This window comes from Streptomyces sp. NPDC087310 (assembly GCF_044744405.1).
Lineage (GTDB): Bacteria > Actinomycetota > Actinomycetes > Streptomycetales > Streptomycetaceae > Streptomyces.
This window is the reverse complement of the sequence record NZ_JBIUYF010000006.1, coordinates 396742-415812: the sequence shown is the minus strand read 5'-3', so window position 1 is coordinate 415812 and position 19071 is coordinate 396742. Positions and strand designations below refer to the sequence as shown.

Annotated in this window: 17 protein-coding genes and 1 pseudogene; 11 read left to right on the top strand and 7 right to left on the bottom strand. The window is 71.9% G+C overall.

Annotated features, from left to right (window positions below; all coding sequences use genetic code 11):
• The first annotated feature begins 10 nt into the window (after window positions 1–10).
• Both ACIO3P_RS24720 and rbsD read left to right on the top strand, forming a co-directional pair.
• On the top strand, window positions 11–919 hold the full coding sequence (locus ACIO3P_RS24720; protein ID WP_401852282.1) for a ribokinase: 909 nt from the start codon (window positions 11–13) through the stop codon (window positions 917–919).
• Window positions 916–1302, top strand: coding sequence for a D-ribose pyranase (rbsD, locus tag ACIO3P_RS24715; RefSeq protein ID WP_329825594.1), 387 nt, complete (start codon window positions 916–918; stop codon window positions 1300–1302). The genes ACIO3P_RS24720 and rbsD overlap by 4 nt, the downstream gene beginning before the upstream one ends.
• 18 nt (window positions 1303–1320) lie before the next feature.
• Here rbsD and ACIO3P_RS24710 read toward each other — a convergent pair whose 3' ends face one another.
• From ACIO3P_RS24710 to ACIO3P_RS24700, 3 genes are all read right to left on the bottom strand, one after another.
• A complete protein-coding gene (locus tag ACIO3P_RS24710; RefSeq protein WP_401852280.1) occupies window positions 1321–3108 on the bottom strand; it encodes a nickel transporter in 1788 nt (595 codons plus the stop codon).
• Entirely contained in the window at window positions 3105–4526 is a 1422-nt protein-coding gene (locus tag ACIO3P_RS24705; RefSeq protein WP_401852279.1) for a tetratricopeptide repeat protein, read from the bottom strand. Before ACIO3P_RS24705 ends, ACIO3P_RS24710 begins: the two co-directional genes overlap by 4 nt.
• A gap of 140 nt (window positions 4527–4666) precedes the next feature.
• Window positions 4667–6208, bottom strand: coding sequence for a DUF4331 family protein (locus tag ACIO3P_RS24700; RefSeq protein ID WP_329825591.1), 1542 nt, complete (start codon window positions 6206–6208; stop codon window positions 4667–4669).
• 376 nt (window positions 6209–6584) lie between these two features.
• On the opposite strand from ACIO3P_RS24700, the gene ACIO3P_RS24695 reads away from it, so the two are divergent.
• On the top strand, window positions 6585–7331 hold the full coding sequence (locus tag ACIO3P_RS24695) for a 1,4-alpha-glucan branching protein (RefSeq protein ID WP_401852277.1): 747 nt from the start codon (window positions 6585–6587) through the stop codon (window positions 7329–7331).
• Window positions 7332–7415: 84 nt separating this feature from the next.
• Here ACIO3P_RS24695 and ACIO3P_RS24690 read toward each other — a convergent pair whose 3' ends face one another.
• The 3 genes from ACIO3P_RS24690 to ACIO3P_RS24680 all read right to left on the bottom strand — a co-directional run bounded on the left by ACIO3P_RS24690 (window position 7416) and on the right by ACIO3P_RS24680 (window position 9661).
• On the bottom strand, window positions 7416–7823 hold the full coding sequence (locus ACIO3P_RS24690; RefSeq protein ID WP_401852275.1) for a hypothetical protein: 408 nt from the start codon (window positions 7821–7823) through the stop codon (window positions 7416–7418).
• 150 nt (window positions 7824–7973) lie between these two features.
• The gene (locus ACIO3P_RS24685; RefSeq protein WP_329825587.1) at window positions 7974–9464 is read right to left on the bottom strand and encodes a sodium:solute symporter; all 1491 of its coding nucleotides are present in this window, start codon (window positions 9462–9464) and stop codon (window positions 7974–7976) included.
• Window positions 9461–9661, bottom strand: coding sequence for a DUF3311 domain-containing protein (locus tag ACIO3P_RS24680; RefSeq protein WP_329825586.1), 201 nt, complete (start codon window positions 9659–9661; stop codon window positions 9461–9463). Before ACIO3P_RS24680 ends, ACIO3P_RS24685 begins: the two co-directional genes overlap by 4 nt.
• A gap of 428 nt (window positions 9662–10089) precedes the next feature.
• Here ACIO3P_RS24680 and ACIO3P_RS24675 point away from each other — a divergent pair, with 428 nt between their 5' ends.
• From ACIO3P_RS24675 to alc, 5 genes and pseudogenes are all read left to right on the top strand, one after another.
• Window positions 10090–11478 (top strand): NAD-dependent malic enzyme, encoded by a 1389-nt coding sequence (locus tag ACIO3P_RS24675; RefSeq protein WP_401852273.1) that lies wholly within the window; start codon window positions 10090–10092, stop codon window positions 11476–11478.
• Window positions 11479–11544: 66 nt separating this feature from the next.
• A complete protein-coding gene (locus ACIO3P_RS24670) occupies window positions 11545–11934 on the top strand; it encodes a gamma-glutamylcyclotransferase (protein ID WP_329825584.1) in 390 nt (129 codons plus the stop codon).
• 65 nt (window positions 11935–11999) lie between these two features.
• The gene (locus ACIO3P_RS24665; protein WP_329825583.1) at window positions 12000–12896 is read left to right on the top strand and encodes a 2-hydroxy-3-oxopropionate reductase; all 897 of its coding nucleotides are present in this window, start codon (window positions 12000–12002) and stop codon (window positions 12894–12896) included.
• 33 nt (window positions 12897–12929) lie between these two features.
• On the top strand, window positions 12930–14708 hold the full coding sequence (gcl, locus tag ACIO3P_RS24660; protein ID WP_329825582.1) for a glyoxylate carboligase: 1779 nt from the start codon (window positions 12930–12932) through the stop codon (window positions 14706–14708).
• A 58-nt stretch (window positions 14709–14766) separates the two neighbouring features.
• Window positions 14767–15786: pseudogene (gene alc, locus ACIO3P_RS24655) on the top strand (allantoicase); the annotation flags it as partial.
• A gap of 246 nt (window positions 15787–16032) precedes the next feature.
• On the opposite strand, the gene ACIO3P_RS24650 reads toward alc, so the two are convergent.
• Complete coding sequence (locus ACIO3P_RS24650) at window positions 16033–16320, bottom strand: hypothetical protein (RefSeq protein ID WP_401852269.1); 288 nt, start codon at window positions 16318–16320, stop codon at window positions 16033–16035.
• Window positions 16321–16461: 141 nt separating this feature from the next.
• Here ACIO3P_RS24650 and ACIO3P_RS24645 point away from each other — a divergent pair, with 141 nt between their 5' ends.
• The 3 genes from ACIO3P_RS24645 to ACIO3P_RS24635 are packed head-to-tail and all read left to right on the top strand — an operon-like array spanning window position 16462 to window position 19028.
• The gene (locus ACIO3P_RS24645) at window positions 16462–16587 is read left to right on the top strand and encodes a hypothetical protein (protein ID WP_401852267.1); all 126 of its coding nucleotides are present in this window, start codon (window positions 16462–16464) and stop codon (window positions 16585–16587) included.
• Between the two features lie 36 nt (window positions 16588–16623).
• On the top strand, window positions 16624–17307 hold the full coding sequence (locus ACIO3P_RS24640; protein WP_401852265.1) for an ATP-binding cassette domain-containing protein: 684 nt from the start codon (window positions 16624–16626) through the stop codon (window positions 17305–17307).
• Window positions 17307–19028 (top strand): DUF6297 family protein, encoded by a 1722-nt coding sequence (locus ACIO3P_RS24635; protein ID WP_401852263.1) that lies wholly within the window; start codon window positions 17307–17309, stop codon window positions 19026–19028. Before ACIO3P_RS24640 ends, ACIO3P_RS24635 begins: the two co-directional genes overlap by 1 nt.
• The last annotated feature ends 43 nt before the right edge of the window (window positions 19029–19071 follow it).

Below are 19071 nucleotides of genomic sequence, written 5' to 3'. Positions count from 1 at the left end.
AGAGACAGCGATGTACGACTACGACCTGCTGGTCGTGGGGTCGGCCAACGCCGACCTGGTGATCGGCGTCGAGCGGCGCCCGGGCCCCGGCGAGACCGTCCTCGGCTCGGACCTGACGGTCCATCCGGGCGGCAAGGGCGCCAACCAGGCGGTCGCCGCCGCCCGCCTCGGGGCCCGTACGGCGCTGCTGGCGCGGGTCGGTGACGACGCGCACGGCCGGCTGCTGCTCGACTCGCAGCACACGGCCGGTGTCGACACGGCGGGGGTACGGTCCGGCGGGGCGCCCACCGGGGTCGCGCTGATCACCGTCGACCCGTCCGGGGACAACAGCATCGTGGTGTCCCCGGGCGCCAACGCCCGGCTCTCCCCCGAGGACGTACGGGACGCGGCGGAGCTGCTGGGGGCGTCGCGCGTGGTCTCCACCCAGTTGGAGATCCCGTTGGAGACGGTCACCGAGGTGGTACGGAGGCTGGTGCCCGGCACTCGCTTCGTCCTCAACCCCTCGCCGCCGGTGGAACTGCCCGCCGAGATCCTCGCGGCGTGCGATCCGCTGATCGTCAACGAGCACGAGGCACGGGTCGTGCTCGGCGCGACGGCGGACCCGGTGGGCGACGAACCGGCCGACTGGGCACGGGCGTTGCTGGTGCTGGGACCGCGCTCGGTGGTCATCACGCTGGGCGAGCGCGGAGCGCTGGTGGCGGACGCGCGGACGACGGCGCTCGTACCGTCCGTACGGGTGCGGGCCGTGGACACGACGGGCGCCGGTGACGCGTTCACCGCGGCGCTGGCGTGGCGGCTCGGCGCGGGCGAGGAGCTGACGGCGGCGGCGGAGTACGCCGCGCGGGTGGGCGCCGTGGCGGTCACCCGGGCGGGCGCCCAGGTGTCGTTCCCGACGGCGGAGGAGGTGGCGTCGCTGTGAAGAGGTCAGGGATCCTGAACCGTCATCTCGCGGGCGCGACGGCCGAGTTGGGCCATGGGGACGGGGTGCTGGTCTGCGACGCGGGCATGCCCGTCCCGGCCGGCCCCCGTGTGGTGGACCTGGCCTTCGTGGCCGGGGTGCCGTCCTTCGCCCAGGTGCTGGAGGGGCTGCTGGCGGAGCTGGTCGTGGAGGGTGCGACGGCCGCCCACGAGGTACGGGAGGCGAACCCGGAGGCGGCGCGGCTGCTGAGTCGCCTCCCGGATCTCGGCTTCGTCCCGCACGAGGAGCTGAAGAGGCTGTCGGCGGGCGCGCGGCTGATCGTACGCACCGGTGAGGCGCGGCCGTACGCGAATGTGCTGCTGCGCTGCGGGGTCTTCTTCTGACCGCGGGCCCCCCGGGGCTCATCCCAGGCCGGTCACGACCCCGCGGAGCATCAGCCCGCAGCCCAGGGCGAGCACGACCACGGCCGACGCGAACGGGGCCGTCCGGTGGGCCAGCGCCAGGAAGCGGCCCCGGGGGCGGGCGGCCAGCCTGCGGGTGGTGGTCTCCCGCAGCCGTACCACCGCGAACCCGGCCCCCGCGAGGGTGACGGCGAGCCCGGCCCCGTACGCGATCACCAGCAGGAAGCCGAACCACGCCTGCCCGAGGGCCGCAGCGCCGACCAGGACGACGACGGCGGACGGGCTCGGGACCAGCCCGCCGGCGAAGCCGAGCAGGATGATCCCGCGGAGTCCGGGGGCGGGCGGAAGGTGGCTGCGGGCGTGCGCGAGCGCGTCCGCGTCCGCGTGTGCGTGTGCGTGTGCGTGTGCGCGATCATGATCGTGGCTGTGGTCGTGAGTGTGATGGTGGCCGTGGTGGTGCGTGTGCCCGTCGTCCTCGCGTTCCGCCGTGAGTGTGGCCACCGGGCCGTGGGACACCTCGTGCCCGTGTTCGTGTTCGTGCTCGTGCCGGTGTGCCGACGTGAGCACCGGCACCCGCGCCTCGTCGGGCGCTTCGTGCGGCTCATGCGCGTGGGTGGGTCCGTGTGTGTGCCCGTGCGTGTGTCCCTGCGGGCGGCGCCGGTGGCGCCACGCCCTGCGCAGCAGCAGCGCGCCCGCGATCGCGACCAGCGCACCGCTCGCGAGGGAGAGCCAGAACACCACCGTGGGCGCCGCCGCCGAGCCCGCCACGATCAGCGCGCCCAGCGCGAAGACACCCAGCGTGTGCGTCATGGTCACCGAGAACCCGAGGGCCAGCACATCGCGCAGGGAGCTGCGCCCGCCCGCCGTCGCCGCGGCGGCCATCATCGTCTTGCCGTGCCCCGGGGCCAGTGCGTGCATGGCGCCCAGCAGCAGGGACACACCGAGCGCGAACGCCGCGAAGCCGACGGTCAGTTCGTGCCGGGCCACCAGACCGGTCAGCGCCTGCGCCCAGCGGTCCGCGCCGCGCGGCAGCACCCCGGCCACCGGGGAACCGCTCTTCTCGTCCTCGCCCCCGGCCAGCGCGGGACCGCCGGCCCGGACCGTGAACGCGGCCGACCGGTGGTCGGGCGGCGAGGAGAGCAGGTCGCCGGGGTACGAGGTCAGCCGCCGCGAGAGGGAGTCGCGCGGCAGGTCCCCCGCCTCCGTGAGCGTCATCCGGTCGCCCCGCGCGGTGATCTCCCGCCAGCCCGCGCCGGTCGCGACGCCCGCCGGGTGGTACGTGATCCGCTGCGGCCCGTCGCCCGGCAGGGGCGCCGTCAGCTCGCAGGTCACGCGCAGCGTCCGCAGCCCGGCCTGTCCCGGGCGCTCCCGCGCCTGCGCCCCGCCCGCCGTGACGGGGACGGCCTCTCCGCCGCCCTCCCCCACCGTCAGCCGGGCGCCGGAGGCGGCGGTGGCGCACCGCGCCGTGGCCCACGCGGCGAGTTCGGCGGCGTCCAGCTCCTCGTTCCCGTCGGTGTCGATACGGTTGCGCTCCTGCGCGGCGGGGATCTCCGCCAGGTCCTCCACATGGTCCACGCGCAGGGTGTCCGGGGCGACGACCAGCCCGTCGTACTGGCTGACGGTGAAGTTCCCGAGCGGGTGCGCCTGCGCGGCCTGGGCGGGCAGCAGTGCGAGCGCCGTCCCCGCCACGAGGGTGGCGAGCGCGGTGGCGGCGGTACGTCGCGGTACGAGCCTCCCGGCCGCGAGTCGTCCCGTCGTGAGCCCTCCCGTCGTGGGTCGTCCCGTCATGAGTCCTCCCGGGATCCGGATCCGGTGAGCGCGGACAGCGCGGACCTGGCCTCGCGCGCGCCCGTGGGCGAGAAGCCCCGGTTCAGGTCGAGCGCGGCGGTCAGCGAGCGGCGCGCGGCCTTGTCGTCACCGAGGGCCCGCTCGATCATGCCGCGGTGGTGGAGGAACGACGCGTTGCGGTAGCCGGGGGACGCCGCGGTCGCCTTCCTCGCGTACGTCAGCGCCTCGCGGTCCTTGCCGTTCGCGTGGAGCGCCCAGGCGAGCGCGTCCGCGGTGTGGACGCTCTCGCGGCGGGACCACTCGGCGCGCGCCGCTTCGAGCGCCTGCCCGGCGTCGCCGTGGTCGGCCTCGACGAGCGCGGACTCCAGGTCGGTGGCGACCCCGTTGGCGCGGGCCAACCGGGTCCAGGTACCGATGAGTTCGTACTGTTCCCCGGCCTTCTCGCGCTGACCGGCCACCTCGTACAGCTCGCCGAGCGCGGCGAGCTGGCCCGGCAGGGGGTAGCGGCGTACGACCTCTTCGAGATCGGTCAGCGCCTGCTCGGTCCTGCCCTGCGCGGCGTAGGTGCGTCCGCGCCCCTCCAGCGCGGGAACGTACCGCGGGTCGGCGCGCAGCGCGGTCGCGTAGTGGTCCAGCGCGTCGGCGTACTGCCCCTGGCTCCAGGCGAGTTGGCCGAGCGCGGTCGCGACGTACGCCGTATCGGCGGCGCTGGAGGCGGAGTTCCGGGCCCGCAGCAGCACCTCGCGCGCGCCCTTGACGTCGCCGCGCAGCTCCCGTACGTACGCGTACCGGGTGAAGACGGGGAGGCCGGGGCGGCGCCGGTCGGCGAGTTCGACGGCCTTCCACGCCTCGTCGTAGCGGCCGAGTTCGACCAGTGCGTCGACCCGGGTGGAGAGCGCGCGTTCGCTGTACGGGTTGACCCGCAGCGCCCGGTCCGCCTGGCCCAGCGCCGCCGGGAAGTCGTGCCGCGCGGCGGCCAGCGCCGAACGTCCGGCGAGGGCCGCGTCGTTCTCGTCGGCGGGGCGCAGCGCGAGCGAGCGCCCGAATGCCTTCTCCGCCTGCGGGTAGCGCGTCGGATCGCCGCTGGTCCTGGCCTGCTCGACGTAGGCCGCGCCCAGGGTCGCCCAGCCGGTGGCGTCCTTGGGCTGCGCCTTGAGGTGTTCCTGAAGCGAGTCGATGCCCTGTGCGAGGTCCCCCGAGGCCAGCCGCTCGACGGGGACGCTCGCCGCGAGGGGCTGCGCGGCCCGTACGTTCCGGTCCTCTTCGCCGCCGGCGCCGAGCGCCACCGAGGTGGCGGTGAGCACCAGGGCGACGGCCAGGACCGTGAGGACGCCGCGACGGTGTCGCCCCGTACCCGCGGTCCCTCGCTCGCCCTCGTGCTCACGCCCTCGCGTGAACTGCGGCTTCCGTACGAGCATCGCTCTCGCCTTCCTCGGGGTGGTGTGCGGAGGTGTCGTGCCGATGGAGGTGGCCCGGCGGCGCCCGTGGGGGACGGATGACGCCGCCGGGCCGGTCACTGGGTGCCGGTCATGTCCGGCTTCCCGTACCGGAGTCGGCGTCAGCCGACCCAGGAGGGGCGCGAGCGGCGGGCGCGTATCCAGGTCGCGCCGAGGCCGATCAGCAGGGCGACGACGGCGCCCGCTCCGGCGGAGACGAGCATCAGCGTGGTGTTCGACCACGACGCGGTGAGCGAGGACATGCCGCCCGTCAGCCCGGTCGCGGCGCCCTTGGTCGCCACGTCGGAGGCGTCGACGTCGGAACCGGCCTTGGGCAGCCCCACGTACGGGAAGCTCTTGGCGAAGTCCTTGTCGTTGGCGTCGACCGCGTCGCCCAGGTCGTTCTTCGATCCGACGAGCTCTCCCTCGACGACCTGGAGCGCGATGTCCAGCACGTCGTCGGTCAGCCGGCGTCCGTTCGGGAAGCCCGCGTTGTCACCGTCCAGCACGCCCAGCCGCTTCGGCTTCTCGACCGGCTTGATGGAGGTGTTGAGGCGCAGCATCTCCGACGGTGTGACCTTCGGCGGCTGGTTGAGGTCCTTCACACCGGTCAGGAAGACCGAGACGAGGTCGTCGCGCGGCTCCGCCGGGGCCTTGATGTCGTAGATCGCCTCGATGAGCTTCGGCAGCTCCGGCTCCGTGACGTTCTTCAGGAAGTCGGCGTCGTCCTCGGGCGAGGAGGCGTTGAACTTGTCCTTGTCCTTGACCGGGTTGACGACCTCGTTGACCAGCGGCATGCCGAGCCGCGACACCCGGGTCCACTCGCCCGAGGCGTTCTGGCGCTCGGTGGTCGAGTAGATGCCGACGATCGGCTGCTCCTCGGACTCCCGGAGGTAGGAGTTCGGGACCTGGAGGGCGATCGAGTTGGCGTTGTAGCCCTTGAGGGTGTCGTTGCCGACCTCCGAGAGGTCACCGCCGTACAGCAGGTCGAAGACGCGCAGATCGGCGAAGAACGGGTCGTCGGCCTGACCGGCGAACGCCTTGATCCCGCCGGCGACCTTCGTCACCGCCTGGTCGCGGAGCTTCTGGTAGTCGGGCATCGACGCCTTGCCGACGTTCGACGGGGCGACCGGCAGGTTCTCCGCGACCTTGTGGTGCGAGACGACCTTCTTGTGCTCCAGGCGCAGCAGTTCGATGTCGTAGGTCTGGGTGAAGTTGAGCTCCGGGGAGTCCAGGCTCTCCACGACACCGGTGTTGTAGAGGAAGGTGTTCTCGTTCTTGCGGTGGTCCTTGAAGGTGAACCGGTAGAGGAGATCGTCCTGGGCGTCCCCGTCGCTGTCGATGTGGATCTCGTAGCGGGCGTCGGTGGCGAAGGTGAAGAAGTTCGGTCCGCCCGCCGGCTCCTGGAACGGAAGTACGTTCGCGACGATGGTGGTGGTGTCGGGGTGGTCCGGGCTGACGAACGCGTAGAGGTCCGTGTTGTCGAACTGGGGCTGCCCCGAGATCAGGGGGGCTTCGCGGTGGCTGGAGGCGTGTGCGGTCTGTGGCACCAGCGCGGCCACGCCGGTGGCGGTGACCCCGCCGGCGGCCAACGCACCACAGGCGAGCAGCGCGACGCTCCCGCGTCCTCGCCACGTCCGCCCGCTTCTGGTGATTGCGGTCATCAGGTCCGTCCTTCATCCGTCATCGGGGCCGTTCCGGCTTGCTGTAGCTGCATTACGTGCGCGATCCCGGTCTTGTTCGGTCTCGTTCACGGCAAGTCGGGGCGCCGGGGGCCCGGTGGGAGCGAGAACCCTTGGCAGGGCTGGGACGTAGCCGGATCGGCCCCCGAAAAAATAAATTTCGGCGGGACCAATCCATCGGGGGCCGTGCAACGAAGATGAGAAGACGGGGGGTGTTTCCGCACGTCAGAGCGGTGCGCGACGTGACACTGACTCATCTGTTCGCGGTGGGGGCGGCGGCGGAAGTGACAGGATGGGCACCGACCGAGCCACGTGACCACGGCACGGCATGTGGCACTCGCGAAAGGTGTCCGGACCCATGGCAGTCATCCACCGCACCACGATGACCCCCACCAAGCTGGAGCTGCTCGGCTCCTGGCTCCCCACACGGCCGTGGTACCGCGGCGGGGAGAGCGCGCCGGAGCTGAGCCGGACCGGTGGGTTCCGGCTCGACGATCCGCGGGGGGAGGTCGGGATCGAGTTCATGGCGGTCACCGACGTTTCGGGCGACCGGCCGCTCACGTACCACGTGCCGCTCAGCTATCGGGGCGCGCCGCTCGACGGAGCCGACGAGGCGCTCGTCGGGACCAGTGAACACGGGGTGTTGGGGCGGCGGTGGATCTACGACGGGGCCCATGACCCCGTGGTGGTCGCGCGGCTGCTCGCCCTGATCGCCGGCGACGCCGAGCCGCAGGCCCAGAGTGTCAGCGACACCCCCGATCCGTCCGTCGTCAGCGGCTTCACGGGGACCGTTCGTACGGGCGTGTTCGCGTCCCTGACCGCGAGCGACGGGCCGGACGGCACCGATCTCCTCGTCCGGACGACGGCCCCCGCGGGCGGGTCGGGCGCGGCGACGGCCACGGCGACGGCCGACGCGGCCTCCGGCGGGCCGGGCGAGGGGGGCGGGCCGCTGACCCTCCGCGTCCACCGGATCCTCCGGGCCGACCAGGACACACTCGCGGACGCGGCCGAGCCCGTCGGGCATGTCACCGCGGGGTGGAATCTCCCGGACGGGACGACGGTGCGGGGCCGGTACGTGGTCGTGAGCGGTACCGCGGCCGCGTAGGCGCCGGGCCGTACCCGGTCCGGAAGCGGAAGAGCCGGCCGACGGGTGGGTCGGCCGGCTCGTGGGCCCGTACTCCTCGCGGCCCTAGGCGATCGCGGGCTCCGGCTCCTGGTCCTGCTCCGGAGCGGCGGCCGAGGCGTCCGCCTTCTGCTCGGCCTTGGTCTTCGCCCCGGTCTTCGCCGCGTTGCCGGCCGGGGTGCTCTCCGCGGTCGCCCCGGCGCCTTCGGAATCCTCCGCGTCGTCCGAGCCGCCCTCGGCGATGTCCAGGAAGTGGCGGATCGCCTCGACCGACAGTTCGAGTTCGTCGGAGGCACCCAGCTCGCTCCCGAAGACCTCGACCGCTTCCGCCACGGCCTCGGCCAGCTCCGCCTCGGCCTTGCGCAGTTTGGCCTCGGCCTTGTCGACGGTGTCGACCACCGCTAGCTGGCGGCGCTGCTTCTCCTGGAGCTTCTGCTTACGGGACGGGCTCTTCTCGGGGGTCTGCGAAGTCATGACCAAGATCATAAGCCGACCGTCGGTAAACCCCGAAATTCCCAACTGACGCCCTTCGAAAGGGTGTTCCAGAGGCCGTGGAACCGGGCCCCGGCGCGGCCGCGGCCGGCCCCTCCATGGTGGAGTGCCGGCCGTGGCGCGCGGGTCCTGTCAGCCGGTTCCGGCGGCGGCCTCGTGCGGGGCGTCCTTGGCCGGGGCCTCGTCCGGTGTGCGGGTGGCGGCGGAAACCCCCATCATCACCAGGGTGTTGAGGAGCAGGGCCACGATGCCGACGTTGAGGTCCTTGACCGCCTGCGGCAGCGCGGGCAGCAGGTCGCCGACGGTGACGCCGGTGAGTGTGACGACGGCGACCGTGGCCACACCGACCACGATCCCGGCGGCGGCGCCCTGCTTGGTGACGATCCGCCGGCCGGCGAGGCTGGCCAGCAGTGCGGGGAAGAGCTGGGTCACCAGGGCGTAGCCCATGAGCAGCAGGGAGACCAGGGAACTGCCGCCGTTGAAGGTGAAGTACAGGGCGATCAGAGCGAGGGCGGGGACCAGGAGCTGGGCGAGACGGCCCACATGGGCGTCGCTGGTGGCGGGGCGGGCGAGCCGGTAGACGTTCTTGGCCAGGCAGGTCGCGGAGGTCATGAGCAGCAGGGAGCCGGGGACCAGCGCGGTGAGCAGCCCCGCCCCACCGACGATCCCGACGACCCACGGCGGGAAGGTGGCGGTGGTGATGCGCAGCAGGGCGAGGTCCGCGTCGGCGCCCTGGAGACCGGGGACCACCAGGATCGCCGCGAAGCCGACGAAGAAGACGAAGAGCAGGATGAGCTGGTAGAGCGGCATGAAGATCGCGTTGCGCCGGAAGACCCGCTCGTTCTGGGCGGTGTAGGAGGCGCTGAAGGTGTGCGGCCACATGTAGAAGCCCACCGCCGAGAGCAGCACGGTCGAGGCGAACCACGAGGTGCTCATTCCGCTGGAGGGCAGGGTGAGCAGGTCCGGCTTGGCCTTGTCGACGGCCTGGAACATGTCCCCGATGCCGCCGAAGTAGTGCACCGGGAGGTAGATGCCGAGCACCAGCACGACGGCCAGGATCGCGACGTCCTTGAACACGGCCGTCCAGGCGGAGCCGTGGATGCCGGAGATCGTCACGTAGACCGTCAGTGCGACGGTGCCGATGATGATGGCCCAGTGCGACGAGATGTGCCCGTACGAGGCCACGGAGACGATGATCCCCATGCCCTTCAACTGCAGGACGAGGTACGGCACCATCGCGACGACTCCGACCAGGGCCACCAGCGCGCCGAGCAGGGGGCTCTCGAACTTGGCGACGAAGAAGTCGGACTGCGAGATCAGCCGGTGCTCTTTCGCGTAACGCCAGATCGCCGGCAGCAGCCAGTACGACAGGACGTAGGCGAGCGAGGCGTAACAGAGGATGTAGTAGGCCGGAGCGCCCTTGCCGTACGCCCAGCCCGAGGCGCCCAGAAAGGTGAAGGTCGTGTAGATCTCGCCTGCCAGCAGCAGGAAGACGAACATCGTTCCGAAGCCGCGGCCGCCTACCGACCACTCTTCGAGGTTCATGTCCTTGCCGCGGCGGGCGCGCAGCCCTAGCAGCAGGGCTGCTACGAGGAAGACAAAGATGACGGCGATGGCGGTCACGACGTGTGGTCCTTCCGGTTGGCCGGGTCCAGCCGGTAGATGACGGCCATGGTCGCGGAGATCAGGACGACCCACATGACCAGCCAGAAAAGAATGAACGGCATGCCGAGGACATAGGGCGTCACCCGGTTCGCGAAAAAGATCCCGCCGAGGATCCCGATGAACGGGATCACACCAAGCAGATGGGTGGGTTTCACGTCAAGAACCTCCTGGGGCGGGCGGGGACTCCTCCGGGGAGCGACACATCCCGGGGCGGTCGCCGTTGGCGGCTCGGCCCGCCGGTTGCGGAATGGGCGGTGCGGCTCTCCGCGTCTCTTTGGATTTCACCGTGCGGAAATAAGTTTCCAACTGGGGAGATGTATAGGCCCGCCGGATGACCTTGTCAACGGTTTTCACAAGACGGATAAATCAAACTTTTTGTTGAAAATGCACCGAACATCCGGTCACCCCCACAGGAAGACCCACGGGCGGCCCGACACACAACGCCCACACAGGGGGCCCGTGACCTCCGCCCGACGAGCACGTGGTGCGAGAGGGGTTGTTATTCCACAATGCAGAAAATACTATCCGCATCGCAGAACTAGTTCGGCATCCTGCCGGATCCCCGACTGTGCGAGGTCCACTCATGTCCACACCAAGTCCCGGATACGCCATCACGCTGCGCGCCGAGGCACCCGCGGCGCCCGACTCGACCGCGCGGCTGACCTCGGCGGTGAGCGGCGCCGGTGGCGCGCTGACCGCCCTGGACGTCGTCGAGAGAGGTACCGACCGCATCCTGGTGGACCTCACCTGCGACGCCGTGGACGAGAAGCACACCGAGGTCATCAGCGACGCCGTCGAGGCGCTGGACGGTGTGACCGTCCACGAGACCGGTGACCGTACGTTCCTCATGCACCTGGGCGGCAAGCTCGAGATCACCCCGCGGATCGAGCTGCGCGACCGCGACGACCTGTCCCGCGCCTACACACCAGGGGTGGCCCGGGTCTGCCAGGCCATCGCCGACGACCCCGACGAGGCGCGCCGTCTGACCGTCAAACGCAACACGGTGGCGGTGGTGACCGACGGATCCGCCGTGCTCGGCCTGGGCAACCTCGGCGCCGCCGCCGCACTGCCCGTCATGGAGGGCAAGGCCGCCCTGTTCAAGCGCTTCGCCGGGGTGGACGCCTGGCCGGTGTGCCTCGACACCCAGGACACCGACGAGATCGTCCGGACCGTCGAACTCCTCGCGCCGATGTACGGAGGCGTCAACCTGGAGGACATCTCGGCACCGCGCTGCTTCGAGATCGAGCGGCGGCTGCGCGAGAAGCTCGACATACCGGTCTTCCACGACGACCAGCACGGCACCGCGATCGTCGTCCTCGCGGCGCTCGCCAACGCCCTGCGCGTCGTCGGCAGGAAACTCGCCGACGTACGGATCGTGGTCTGCGGAGTGGGCGCCGCGGGGTCCGCCATCATCCGGCTGCTGGCCGCCGAGGGCGCGGGCTCCATCGTGGCCTGCGACCGCACCGGCATCGTCCACCGCGGACGCACCGACCTCGACGAGGCGCGCCGGCGGATCGCGGACACCACCAACGCCGAGAACCTGTCCGGCACCCTGGGGCAGGCCGTACGGGGCGCGGACGTGTTCATCGGTGTGTCCGGGCCGAACGTCCTCACCGCCGCCGATGTCGCGGCGATGGCGGACGGCGCGATCGTCTTCGCGCTCGCCAACCCCGATCCGGAGATCGACCCGGTCGAGGCGCAGCGCCACGCCGCCGTCGTCGCGACCGGCCGCAGCGACTTCCCCAACCAGATCAACAACGTCCTGGCCTTCCCCGGCTTCTTCCGCGGACTGCTCGACGCGGGCGCCCACGAGATCACCGACGCCATGCTCATCGCGGCCGCCCGGGCGATCGCCGACCGGGTCGCGCCCGAGGAACTCGGCGCCGGCTTCATCGTCCCCAGCGTCTTCGACCCGACGGTCGCCCCCGCCGTCGCCGACGCCGTACGCGCCAGGTCGGGCACCGGCGCCTGACGGCCCCCTCACCCGCACCACCCGGCCACGTCCCCCACCCGCTGACACTCCCCTGGAGGAGATCCCATGGCACGCATGTTCCTCAACGGCCAGGCGATGGAGGGCGGTCCCTTCCACCACCACCTGGGCGGCGCACCCCTGGTGGCGAGGACCCGTACCGCCCCCGGCCACCGCTTCTTCTCGATCCGTGACACCTGCCCCGGGCTGCTCCCCGACCCCCGGGTCCACACCAGCGTGGTGGGCGAGGTGTACGACGTCCCCGACGAGGTGCTGCGCGACGAACTGCTGCCGAGCGAACCGGCGGAGCTGGAGTTCGGCCTCATCAAGCTCCAGGACGGCTCCTCGTGCTTCTCGATGGTGCTGCGCCGTGGGGAGCTGGAGAAGGGCATCCACACGGAGATCACCGAGTTCGGTGGCTGGCGCGCCTACCTGAGGACACTCGGCCGCGACGCCTGAGCCGGTTTCTCCCGGTGGCGCGGGCCCCACCGCACCACGACACGACGACGGAAGGAAGACGCACCATGAGCACCACCCCCCGGAAGATCGCTTTCATCGGACTGGGCATCATGGGCGGCCCGATGGCCGCCAACCTCGTGAAGGCCGGTCACACCGTGACCGGTTACAACCGCAGCGGCTCCCCCGTCGACCGGCTGATCGCCGCCGGTGGCCGGGGCGCCGGCAGCATCGCCGAGGCGGTACGTGACGCCGAGGTCGTGATCACCATGGTCCCGGCCGACGCCCAGGTCAAAGAGGTCGTCCTCGGCCAGGACGGCGTCCTGCGGCACGCCGCGCCGGGCACCCTGCTGATCGACATGAGCAGCATCACCCCGGGGACCGCCCTGGAGGTGGACGCCGCCGCGCGCGAGCGGGGCGTCCGTACGCTCGACGCGCCGGTCTCCGGCGGGGAGGCCGGCGCGATCGAGGCCGTCCTGTCCATCATGGTGGGCGGCGAGGCCGACGACTTCGCCGACGCCCGGCCGGTGTTCGACGCGCTGGGCACCACCGTCGTGCACGTCGGCCCGCACGGCGCCGGCCAGACGGTCAAGGCCGCCAACCAGCTCATCGTCGCCGTCCATCTCCAGGCCCTGGCCGAGGCCGTGGTCTTCCTGCAGAACGCCGGGGTGGATCTCACCGCGGCGCTCGACGTCCTGGGCGGCGGGCTGGCCGGCTCCACCGTCCTCGACCGCAAGCGCGCGGCGATGGTGAGCGGCGACTTCAAGCCCGGCTTCCGTATCGACCTGCACCACAAGGACATGGGCATCGTCACCGACGCCGCCCGCGCCGTGGGCGCCCCGCTGCCCGTCGGCGCCCTCGTCGCCCAGTTCGTCGCCTCCGCGCGCGCCTGCGGCGACGGCGGTCTCGACCACTCCGCGCTGCTGCGGGGCGTCGAACGCCTCGCCGGCCGCGCCCACCACTGACCCCCGATGACCCCCGACCCATAGGAGAACCTCATGGCTCGCATGACGGCGGCCCAGGCCGCGGTGGAGATCCTGAAGCGTGAGGGCATCACCCACGTCTTCGGTCTGCCCGGCGCCGCGATCAACCCCTTCTACGCGGCGATGCGCGGCGACGGCTGCCTGACCCACGTCCTCGCCCGGCACGTCGAGGGCGCCTCGCACATGGCCGAGGGCTACACCCGGGCCAGGCCGGGCAACATCGGCGTCTGCGTGGGCACCAGCGGCCCCGCGGGCACCGACATGATCACCGGTCTGTACTCGGCCATCGCCGACTCGATCCCGATCCTGTGCATCACCGGCCAGGCGCCGGTGGCCAAGCTGCACAAGGAGGACTTCCAGGCGGTCGACATCGCCTCGGTCGCGAAGCCGCTCACCAAGATGGCGATGACCGTCCTCGAACCCGCGCAGGTGCCCGGCGCCTTCCAGCAGGCGTTCCACCTGATGCGTTCGGGGCGCCCCGGCCCGGTGCTGATCGATCTGCCGATCGATGTCCAGATGACCGAGATCGAGTTCGACCCGGACACCTACGAGCCGCTCCCGGTCTACAAGCCGAGCGCGACACGGGCGCAGATCGACAAGGCGATCGAGCTGCTACAGGCGGCCGACCGGCCGCTGCTCGTCGCCGGCGGCGGTGTCATCAACGCCGATGCGAGCGAACTGCTGCTGGAGTTCGCCGAGTTGACCGGCGTTCCGGTCGTGCCCACCCTGATGGGCTGGGGCGCCATCCCCGACGACCATCCGCTCATGGCCGGCATGGTCGGCCTGCAGACGTCCCAGCGGTACGGCAACGCCACCATGCTCGCTGCGGACTTCGTGCTCGGCATAGGCAACCGCTGGGCCAACCGGCACACCGGCGGCCTCGACACGTACACCCGGGGACGCACCTTCGTCCATGTGGACATCGAACCCACCCAGATCGGCCGGGTGTTCGCCCCGGACCGCGGTATCGTCTCCGACGCCAAGGCCGCCCTCGAACTGTTCGTGCAGGCCGCGAGGGAACTCAAGGACGCCGGGGCGCTCAAGGACCGCTCCGCCTGGTCCGACAGTTGCCAGGAGCGCAAGCGGACGATGCTGCGCAAGACCCACTTCGACCAGGTGCCGGTCAAACCGCAGCGGGTCTACGAGGAGATGAACAAGGCGTTCGGCCGCGACACGCGGTACGTCAGCACGATCGGTCTCTCGCAGATCCAGGCGGCGCAGATGCTGCACGTCTACCGGCCGCGGCACTGGATCAACGCCGGACAGGCCGGCCCGCTGGGCTGGACCCTCCCCGCGGCGCTGGGGGTCGCGACGGCCGAGCCGGAGGCCACCGTCGTCGCGCTCTCCGGGGACTACGACTTCCAGTTCCTCGTCGAAGAGCTCGCCGTGGGCGCGCAGTTCAAGATCCCGTACCTCCATGTCGTCGTCAACAACGCCTACCTCGGACTGATCCGGCAGGCCCAGCGCGGATTCGACATGGACTTCTGCGTCCAGTTGTCGTTCGACAACATCAACGCGCCCGAGGTGGGCGGTTACGGGGTCGACCATGTCAAGGTCGCCGAAGGACTGGGCTGCAAGGCCATCCGTGTCTTCGAACCGGACGGCATCCAGCCGGCGCTGGAGGAGGCCAAGAAGCTCATGGCCGAGCACCGGGTGCCGGTGATCGTGGAGATCATCCTCGAACGCGTCACCAATGTCGCCATGGGCACCGAACTCGACAACGTCACCGAGTTCGAGGAACTGGCCACCGACGCCGAGCACGCGCCCACCGCGACCCTCGCCACCCGCGGCTGAGCGGCGCTCTTCGGGCCGGTGCCCGAAGAGCGCTCCCGGAACAGAACAGAGGAGACGCATGACCGACTTCACCCTGCTGCCCGACCTCGCCGCCCGCTCACTCGGCGCCGGCGTCGTGGCGGCCAACGACGAGTTCTTCGCCGAGAAGGAGAACCTGCTGCGCCCCGCGCCGCCGGTCTTCCAGGCCCACACCTTCGGTCACAAGGGCCAGATCATGGACGGCTGGGAGACCAGGCGCCGCCGCCCGGAGTTCGAGGAGGGCGACCACGACTGGGCGGTCGTCCGCCTCGGCGCCCCCGGCCTGATCCGCGGCGTCGTCGTGGACACGGCCCACTTCACGGGGAACTACCCCGAGTACTGCTCCGTGGACGCCTGCGCGATGGAGGGCTACCCCACCGCCGACGAACTCAGCGGCGCCGACTGGGTGCCCGTCGTCCCCAGGAGCGCCCTGCGCGGTGACAGCGAGCACCGTTTCGACGTCGATGCCGAGCAGCGCTTCACCCATGTACGGCTGAACATCCATCCCGACGGCGGGGTGGCCCGGCTGCGGGTCCACGGCAGTGTGATCCCGGACCCGCGCTTCCTCACCGGGACCGCCTGGGACCTCGCCGCGACGGAGAACGGTGGTGCCGTCACCGACGCCAGCGACCGCTTCTACTCCCCGCCCAACAACGTCCTGGCCCCCGGGCTGCCCCGGGTGATGGGCGACGGCTGGGAGACGCGCCGGCGGCGCGGCGCGGGCAACGACTGGATGGTGGTCCAGCTCGCCACGCGGGGCCGGATCACCCAAGCGGCCGTCGACACCTCGTACTTCATCGGCAACGCACCCGGCTCCGCCCGCCTCCAGGGCATCGACGCCACCACCGGGGACCTGACCGATCCGGAGGCATGGTCCGACCTGCTGCCGCGGACCCGGCTGCAGCGGGACACCCGGCACCGCTTCCGGCTGCGCGCCGCCCGGCCCGTGACCCATGTCCGGATGGACGTCTATCCGGACGGCGGGCTGGCGCGCCTGCGGCTCATCGGCGAGCCCACGCAGGACGGGCTCGCGGCGCTGGGGCTGCGCTGGTTCGATCTGCTCCCCACCTCACAGGCGGTCGACACCCTCGTCGCCGAGTGCGGCGCCGACCGGGAGTGGGCGCGGGACCTCGCCTTCGCGCGCCCCTTCACCGACCCGACCGGGCTGGAGAAGGCGCTGGAGGGCGCCGCGCCCGAACTCGCCGGCCGCGTACGGGACCTGCTGGCGGTACGGCACTGACCGAACCCCGTACGGGATCGCGTCCCGGGACGGCCGGCGCTTCGGTGGCGTCGGCCGTCCCGGCGATCAGGACGGGCGGTACGCCCGGAGGAACGCGCCCGCGGTGGCTTCGGCGCTCTCCTGACCGCTCTGCCAGTTGGAGACGGAGATCCGGACCGCGGAGCGGCCGTTCCACGTCGTGGAGGTCACCCAGCACGAGCCGCCGCTGTTGAGCGCGTCCACCACCTGCCGCGTGCGGCTCTCGTCCCCGATGTGCAGGAGCACCTGGTTGAGGGTGACGGGAACCGCCGGACGGCCCCGACACCGGGCGGCCGGTTCCACCACATCGAGCACGGGCTGTCCCGGCACCGCCATCGAGCACGCCTGTCTGGCCGACCCGTCGGCTTACGCGCTCATGGCCGAGTACGGCACCTTCCTCGTACCGACCCAGTACGTGCAGACGTACTTCTGGCGAGGCTGGACGACGAGAGCCTCCAGGAGGAGCAGCCGCCCAAGATGCGCCACGCCTACCGCCGTTACGCGCGGGATCTGCGCGAAGGGCTGCGACGCCCCGCCGGTACGGACGTGAGGATCGCCTTCGGCACCGACGCCGGGATGTTCCCGTACGCGCACGGACGGTAACTTGGCCCGTACCAACGGACGAAGGTGTGTATCAACGTGACGTGCGGCACCCCACTGCTCCAACTGGCCGACGTCGGACGCCGTTACGGAGAGCGGTGGGTGGTGCGGTCGGTCACCCTGGACCTCGCCGCGGCGCAGTGCGTGGCCCTGGTGGGTGGCAACGGGGCAGGGAAGTCCACGCTGTTGCGGCTGGCGGCGGGCCGGGAACGGCCGACGTCGGGAAGCGTCGTCTTCGACGGCGGACCGGTCGACGAGGACACTCCCACGATCCGGGCCCGTATCGCCACGGTGATGGACGCGGGCACACACTATCCGGACCTGACGGTGCGGGAACATCTGATGCTGGTGGCACTGGCGCACGGCTTGGGCACGGATGCCGGGGACGCGGTCGACCAGGTCGTGGCGGACCATCACCTGACCGATCATGCCCATACCCTGCCGTCGGCGCTGTCGTCGGGGCAGACGCAGGCGCTGGCGCTGGCCTCGGCCTTCGTACGGCCGCACGACCTGCTGATCCTCGACGAACCCGAGCAGCGACTGGACGCACGGGCCCGGGAGGAACTGGCGCGGCGGCTCGCGGCGCACAAGAAGGGCGGGGTGGCGATCCTGATCGCCACCCATCACGACGCGCTGGCGCGGGCGGTGGCGGACCGGGTGGTGACGCTGGAGGACGGAGCCGCCGTCGTGGAACCCGGACCGCTCGCCGGAGGGGCCCACTGATGTCCGGTACGGCGGAGGGACCGGCCGGTCGCACGGAGCGGACGCTGAAGTTCCTTCGCGAGGCACGCGCCTCGTACCGCCGGGAGAGGCGGAAGAACAGCGCGTTCGCCGGGTACGTCGTCGCGCTGTTCACGGTGTTCTGGGGCGCCCCGCTGCTGGCGGCCGCCGCCCGGGCCGGGGAGCGCGGCGCGTGGCACGGGGAGACCGCGCGGCAGGTGGAGGCGAGTCTGCCGGTGGCCGCGCCGGCCCTGTCGGCGCTGGCGCTGCTGCTGGTGGCGCGGAACGCCCTGTGGAGGGGCCCGGTGCTGGTGGATCTGCCCACCGTGTCCTGGCTGCTGCCGTCGCCGATCCTCCGCGGCCCGCTCCTGCTGCCGAGACTGCTCGCTTCGGTGTCCTTGGCGGCGTTCGTCGGGCCGGTCACGGGCGGTGTGCTGGGATATCTGCTGTACGTGGCCGGAGCCGGCGGATGGGCGCCGCTCACGGCGGCGGGGGCGTGGGCCGGTCTGGCCACGGCGCTCACGGCCGTCGCGACCGGGGCGCTGGTCGAGCGCCACGACCGTACGGTCAGGCGTTACGGCGCCCGGGTCTTCGGGGCCGCCTGGGTCCTTCTGGCCGGCGTGTCGGTGCTGTCGGTCGACGCGGCTGTCCGGGACGGGAGTTCGTGGGCCGGCCCGGTGCTGCTGTGGTCCGGCCCCTGGGGATGGGCGGCCCAGCCGCTGGTCTCCGCCGCCGGGCACGACGCACCGGGATGGGGCGCCGGGGCCGCCCTCTCCGCGGTGTGCGTGCTCGCCGCGCTGCTCCTGGCATGGCGCGGGACCCCGCGGATCCCGGAGGCGACCTTGCGTTCCCGGGCCACCGTGGCCTCGCAGTTGACCGCGTCGCTCTTCGCCCTGGACCTGCGGCAGGCCCGCTCCACCGTGCGCGACCCGCGGCGGCGGGGGTCCCGGCCCGCGCTGCGGCTGCCCGTACCGCGCCATCCGTGGCTGCTCGTGCCGTGGCGGGACGCGACGGCGTTGTTGCGCGCGCCGGGTCGGCTGATATGGGGAGCGCTGTGGACGGCCGCCGCCGTGGCCCTGAGCGCGTTCGCCTCCGCCGGGCAGCCGCGCGGGCAGATCGTGTTGTGCGCCCTGCCCCTGGTGGCCGGGTACCTGGCCGCGGCCCAGTTGGCCGAGCCGGCTCGCGTCGAGAGCGACGACTTCCGCCGCTCCTCGGGCCTTCCCTACACGTTCAGGGCGCTCGCACTGCGGCACGCGCTCGTGCCCGGCGCCCTGCTCATCGCGGGGACGGGCGTGAGCCTCGTCCTGTCACGGGCGGCCGGATGGTGGGCACCGGGGCACCTCGTCCTCCTCGCGGCGGTACCGGCTCTCGTGGGCGCGGCGCTGGTGAGCGCGTACCGTGGTGCGGTCCCGCCGCAGGTACTGATCGGCGGGGAGACGCCGATGGGCAACACCGCCGCGCTCCAGACGGCCGTCTGGTACGGACGCGGACCGTTGGGAGCGCTGGCCCTGACCACGCCGGTGATGGTCGCGGCGACGCGCCAGGACCAGGTCGGCGCGGGGCAGTTGGCCTGGCTGCTGCTCGTGGGGGCATGCGGACTGTGGTGGGCCCGGCGCACGGCCCACCGGCTTCACGGCTTCCGGCCTTCCGATGCGCGAGAGCCGCTGTTCACGGCAGTACGCACCTGGCTGCGAACGCGCCTCATGACGGGGCTCGGGCGGTGAAGCCGGGTAACCGCCGCCCGGCAGAGCCTCGTTGGAGCGGGGC

What these genes read in the sequence shown, in the direction of transcription:
- ACIO3P_RS24720 (WP_401852282.1), top strand. Translation starts at nt 11, where the DNA reads ATGTACGACTACGACCTGCTGGTCGTGGGGTCGGCCAACGCCGACCTG.
- ACIO3P_RS24710 (WP_401852280.1), bottom strand. Translation starts at nt 3,108, where the DNA reads ATGACGGGACGACCCACGACGGGAGGGCTCACGACGGGACGACTCGCG.
- ACIO3P_RS24705 (WP_401852279.1), bottom strand. Translation starts at nt 4,526, where the DNA reads ATGCTCGTACGGAAGCCGCAGTTCACGCGAGGGCGTGAGCACGAGGGC.
- ACIO3P_RS24700 (WP_329825591.1), bottom strand. Translation starts at nt 6,208, where the DNA reads ATGACCGCAATCACCAGAAGCGGGCGGACGTGGCGAGGACGCGGGAGC.
- ACIO3P_RS24695 (WP_401852277.1), top strand. Translation starts at nt 6,585, where the DNA reads ATGGCAGTCATCCACCGCACCACGATGACCCCCACCAAGCTGGAGCTG.
- ACIO3P_RS24690 (WP_401852275.1), bottom strand. Translation starts at nt 7,823, where the DNA reads ATGACTTCGCAGACCCCCGAGAAGAGCCCGTCCCGTAAGCAGAAGCTC.
- ACIO3P_RS24675 (WP_401852273.1), top strand. Translation starts at nt 10,090, where the DNA reads ATGTCCACACCAAGTCCCGGATACGCCATCACGCTGCGCGCCGAGGCA.
- ACIO3P_RS24670 (WP_329825584.1), top strand. Translation starts at nt 11,545, where the DNA reads ATGGCACGCATGTTCCTCAACGGCCAGGCGATGGAGGGCGGTCCCTTC.
- ACIO3P_RS24665 (WP_329825583.1), top strand. Translation starts at nt 12,000, where the DNA reads ATGAGCACCACCCCCCGGAAGATCGCTTTCATCGGACTGGGCATCATG.
- gcl (WP_329825582.1), top strand. Translation starts at nt 12,930, where the DNA reads ATGGCTCGCATGACGGCGGCCCAGGCCGCGGTGGAGATCCTGAAGCGT.
- ACIO3P_RS24650 (WP_401852269.1), bottom strand. Translation starts at nt 16,320, where the DNA reads ATGGCGGTGCCGGGACAGCCCGTGCTCGATGTGGTGGAACCGGCCGCC.
- ACIO3P_RS24645 (WP_401852267.1), top strand. Translation starts at nt 16,462, where the DNA reads ATGCGCCACGCCTACCGCCGTTACGCGCGGGATCTGCGCGAAGGGCTG.
- ACIO3P_RS24635 (WP_401852263.1), top strand. Translation starts at nt 17,307, where the DNA reads ATGTCCGGTACGGCGGAGGGACCGGCCGGTCGCACGGAGCGGACGCTG.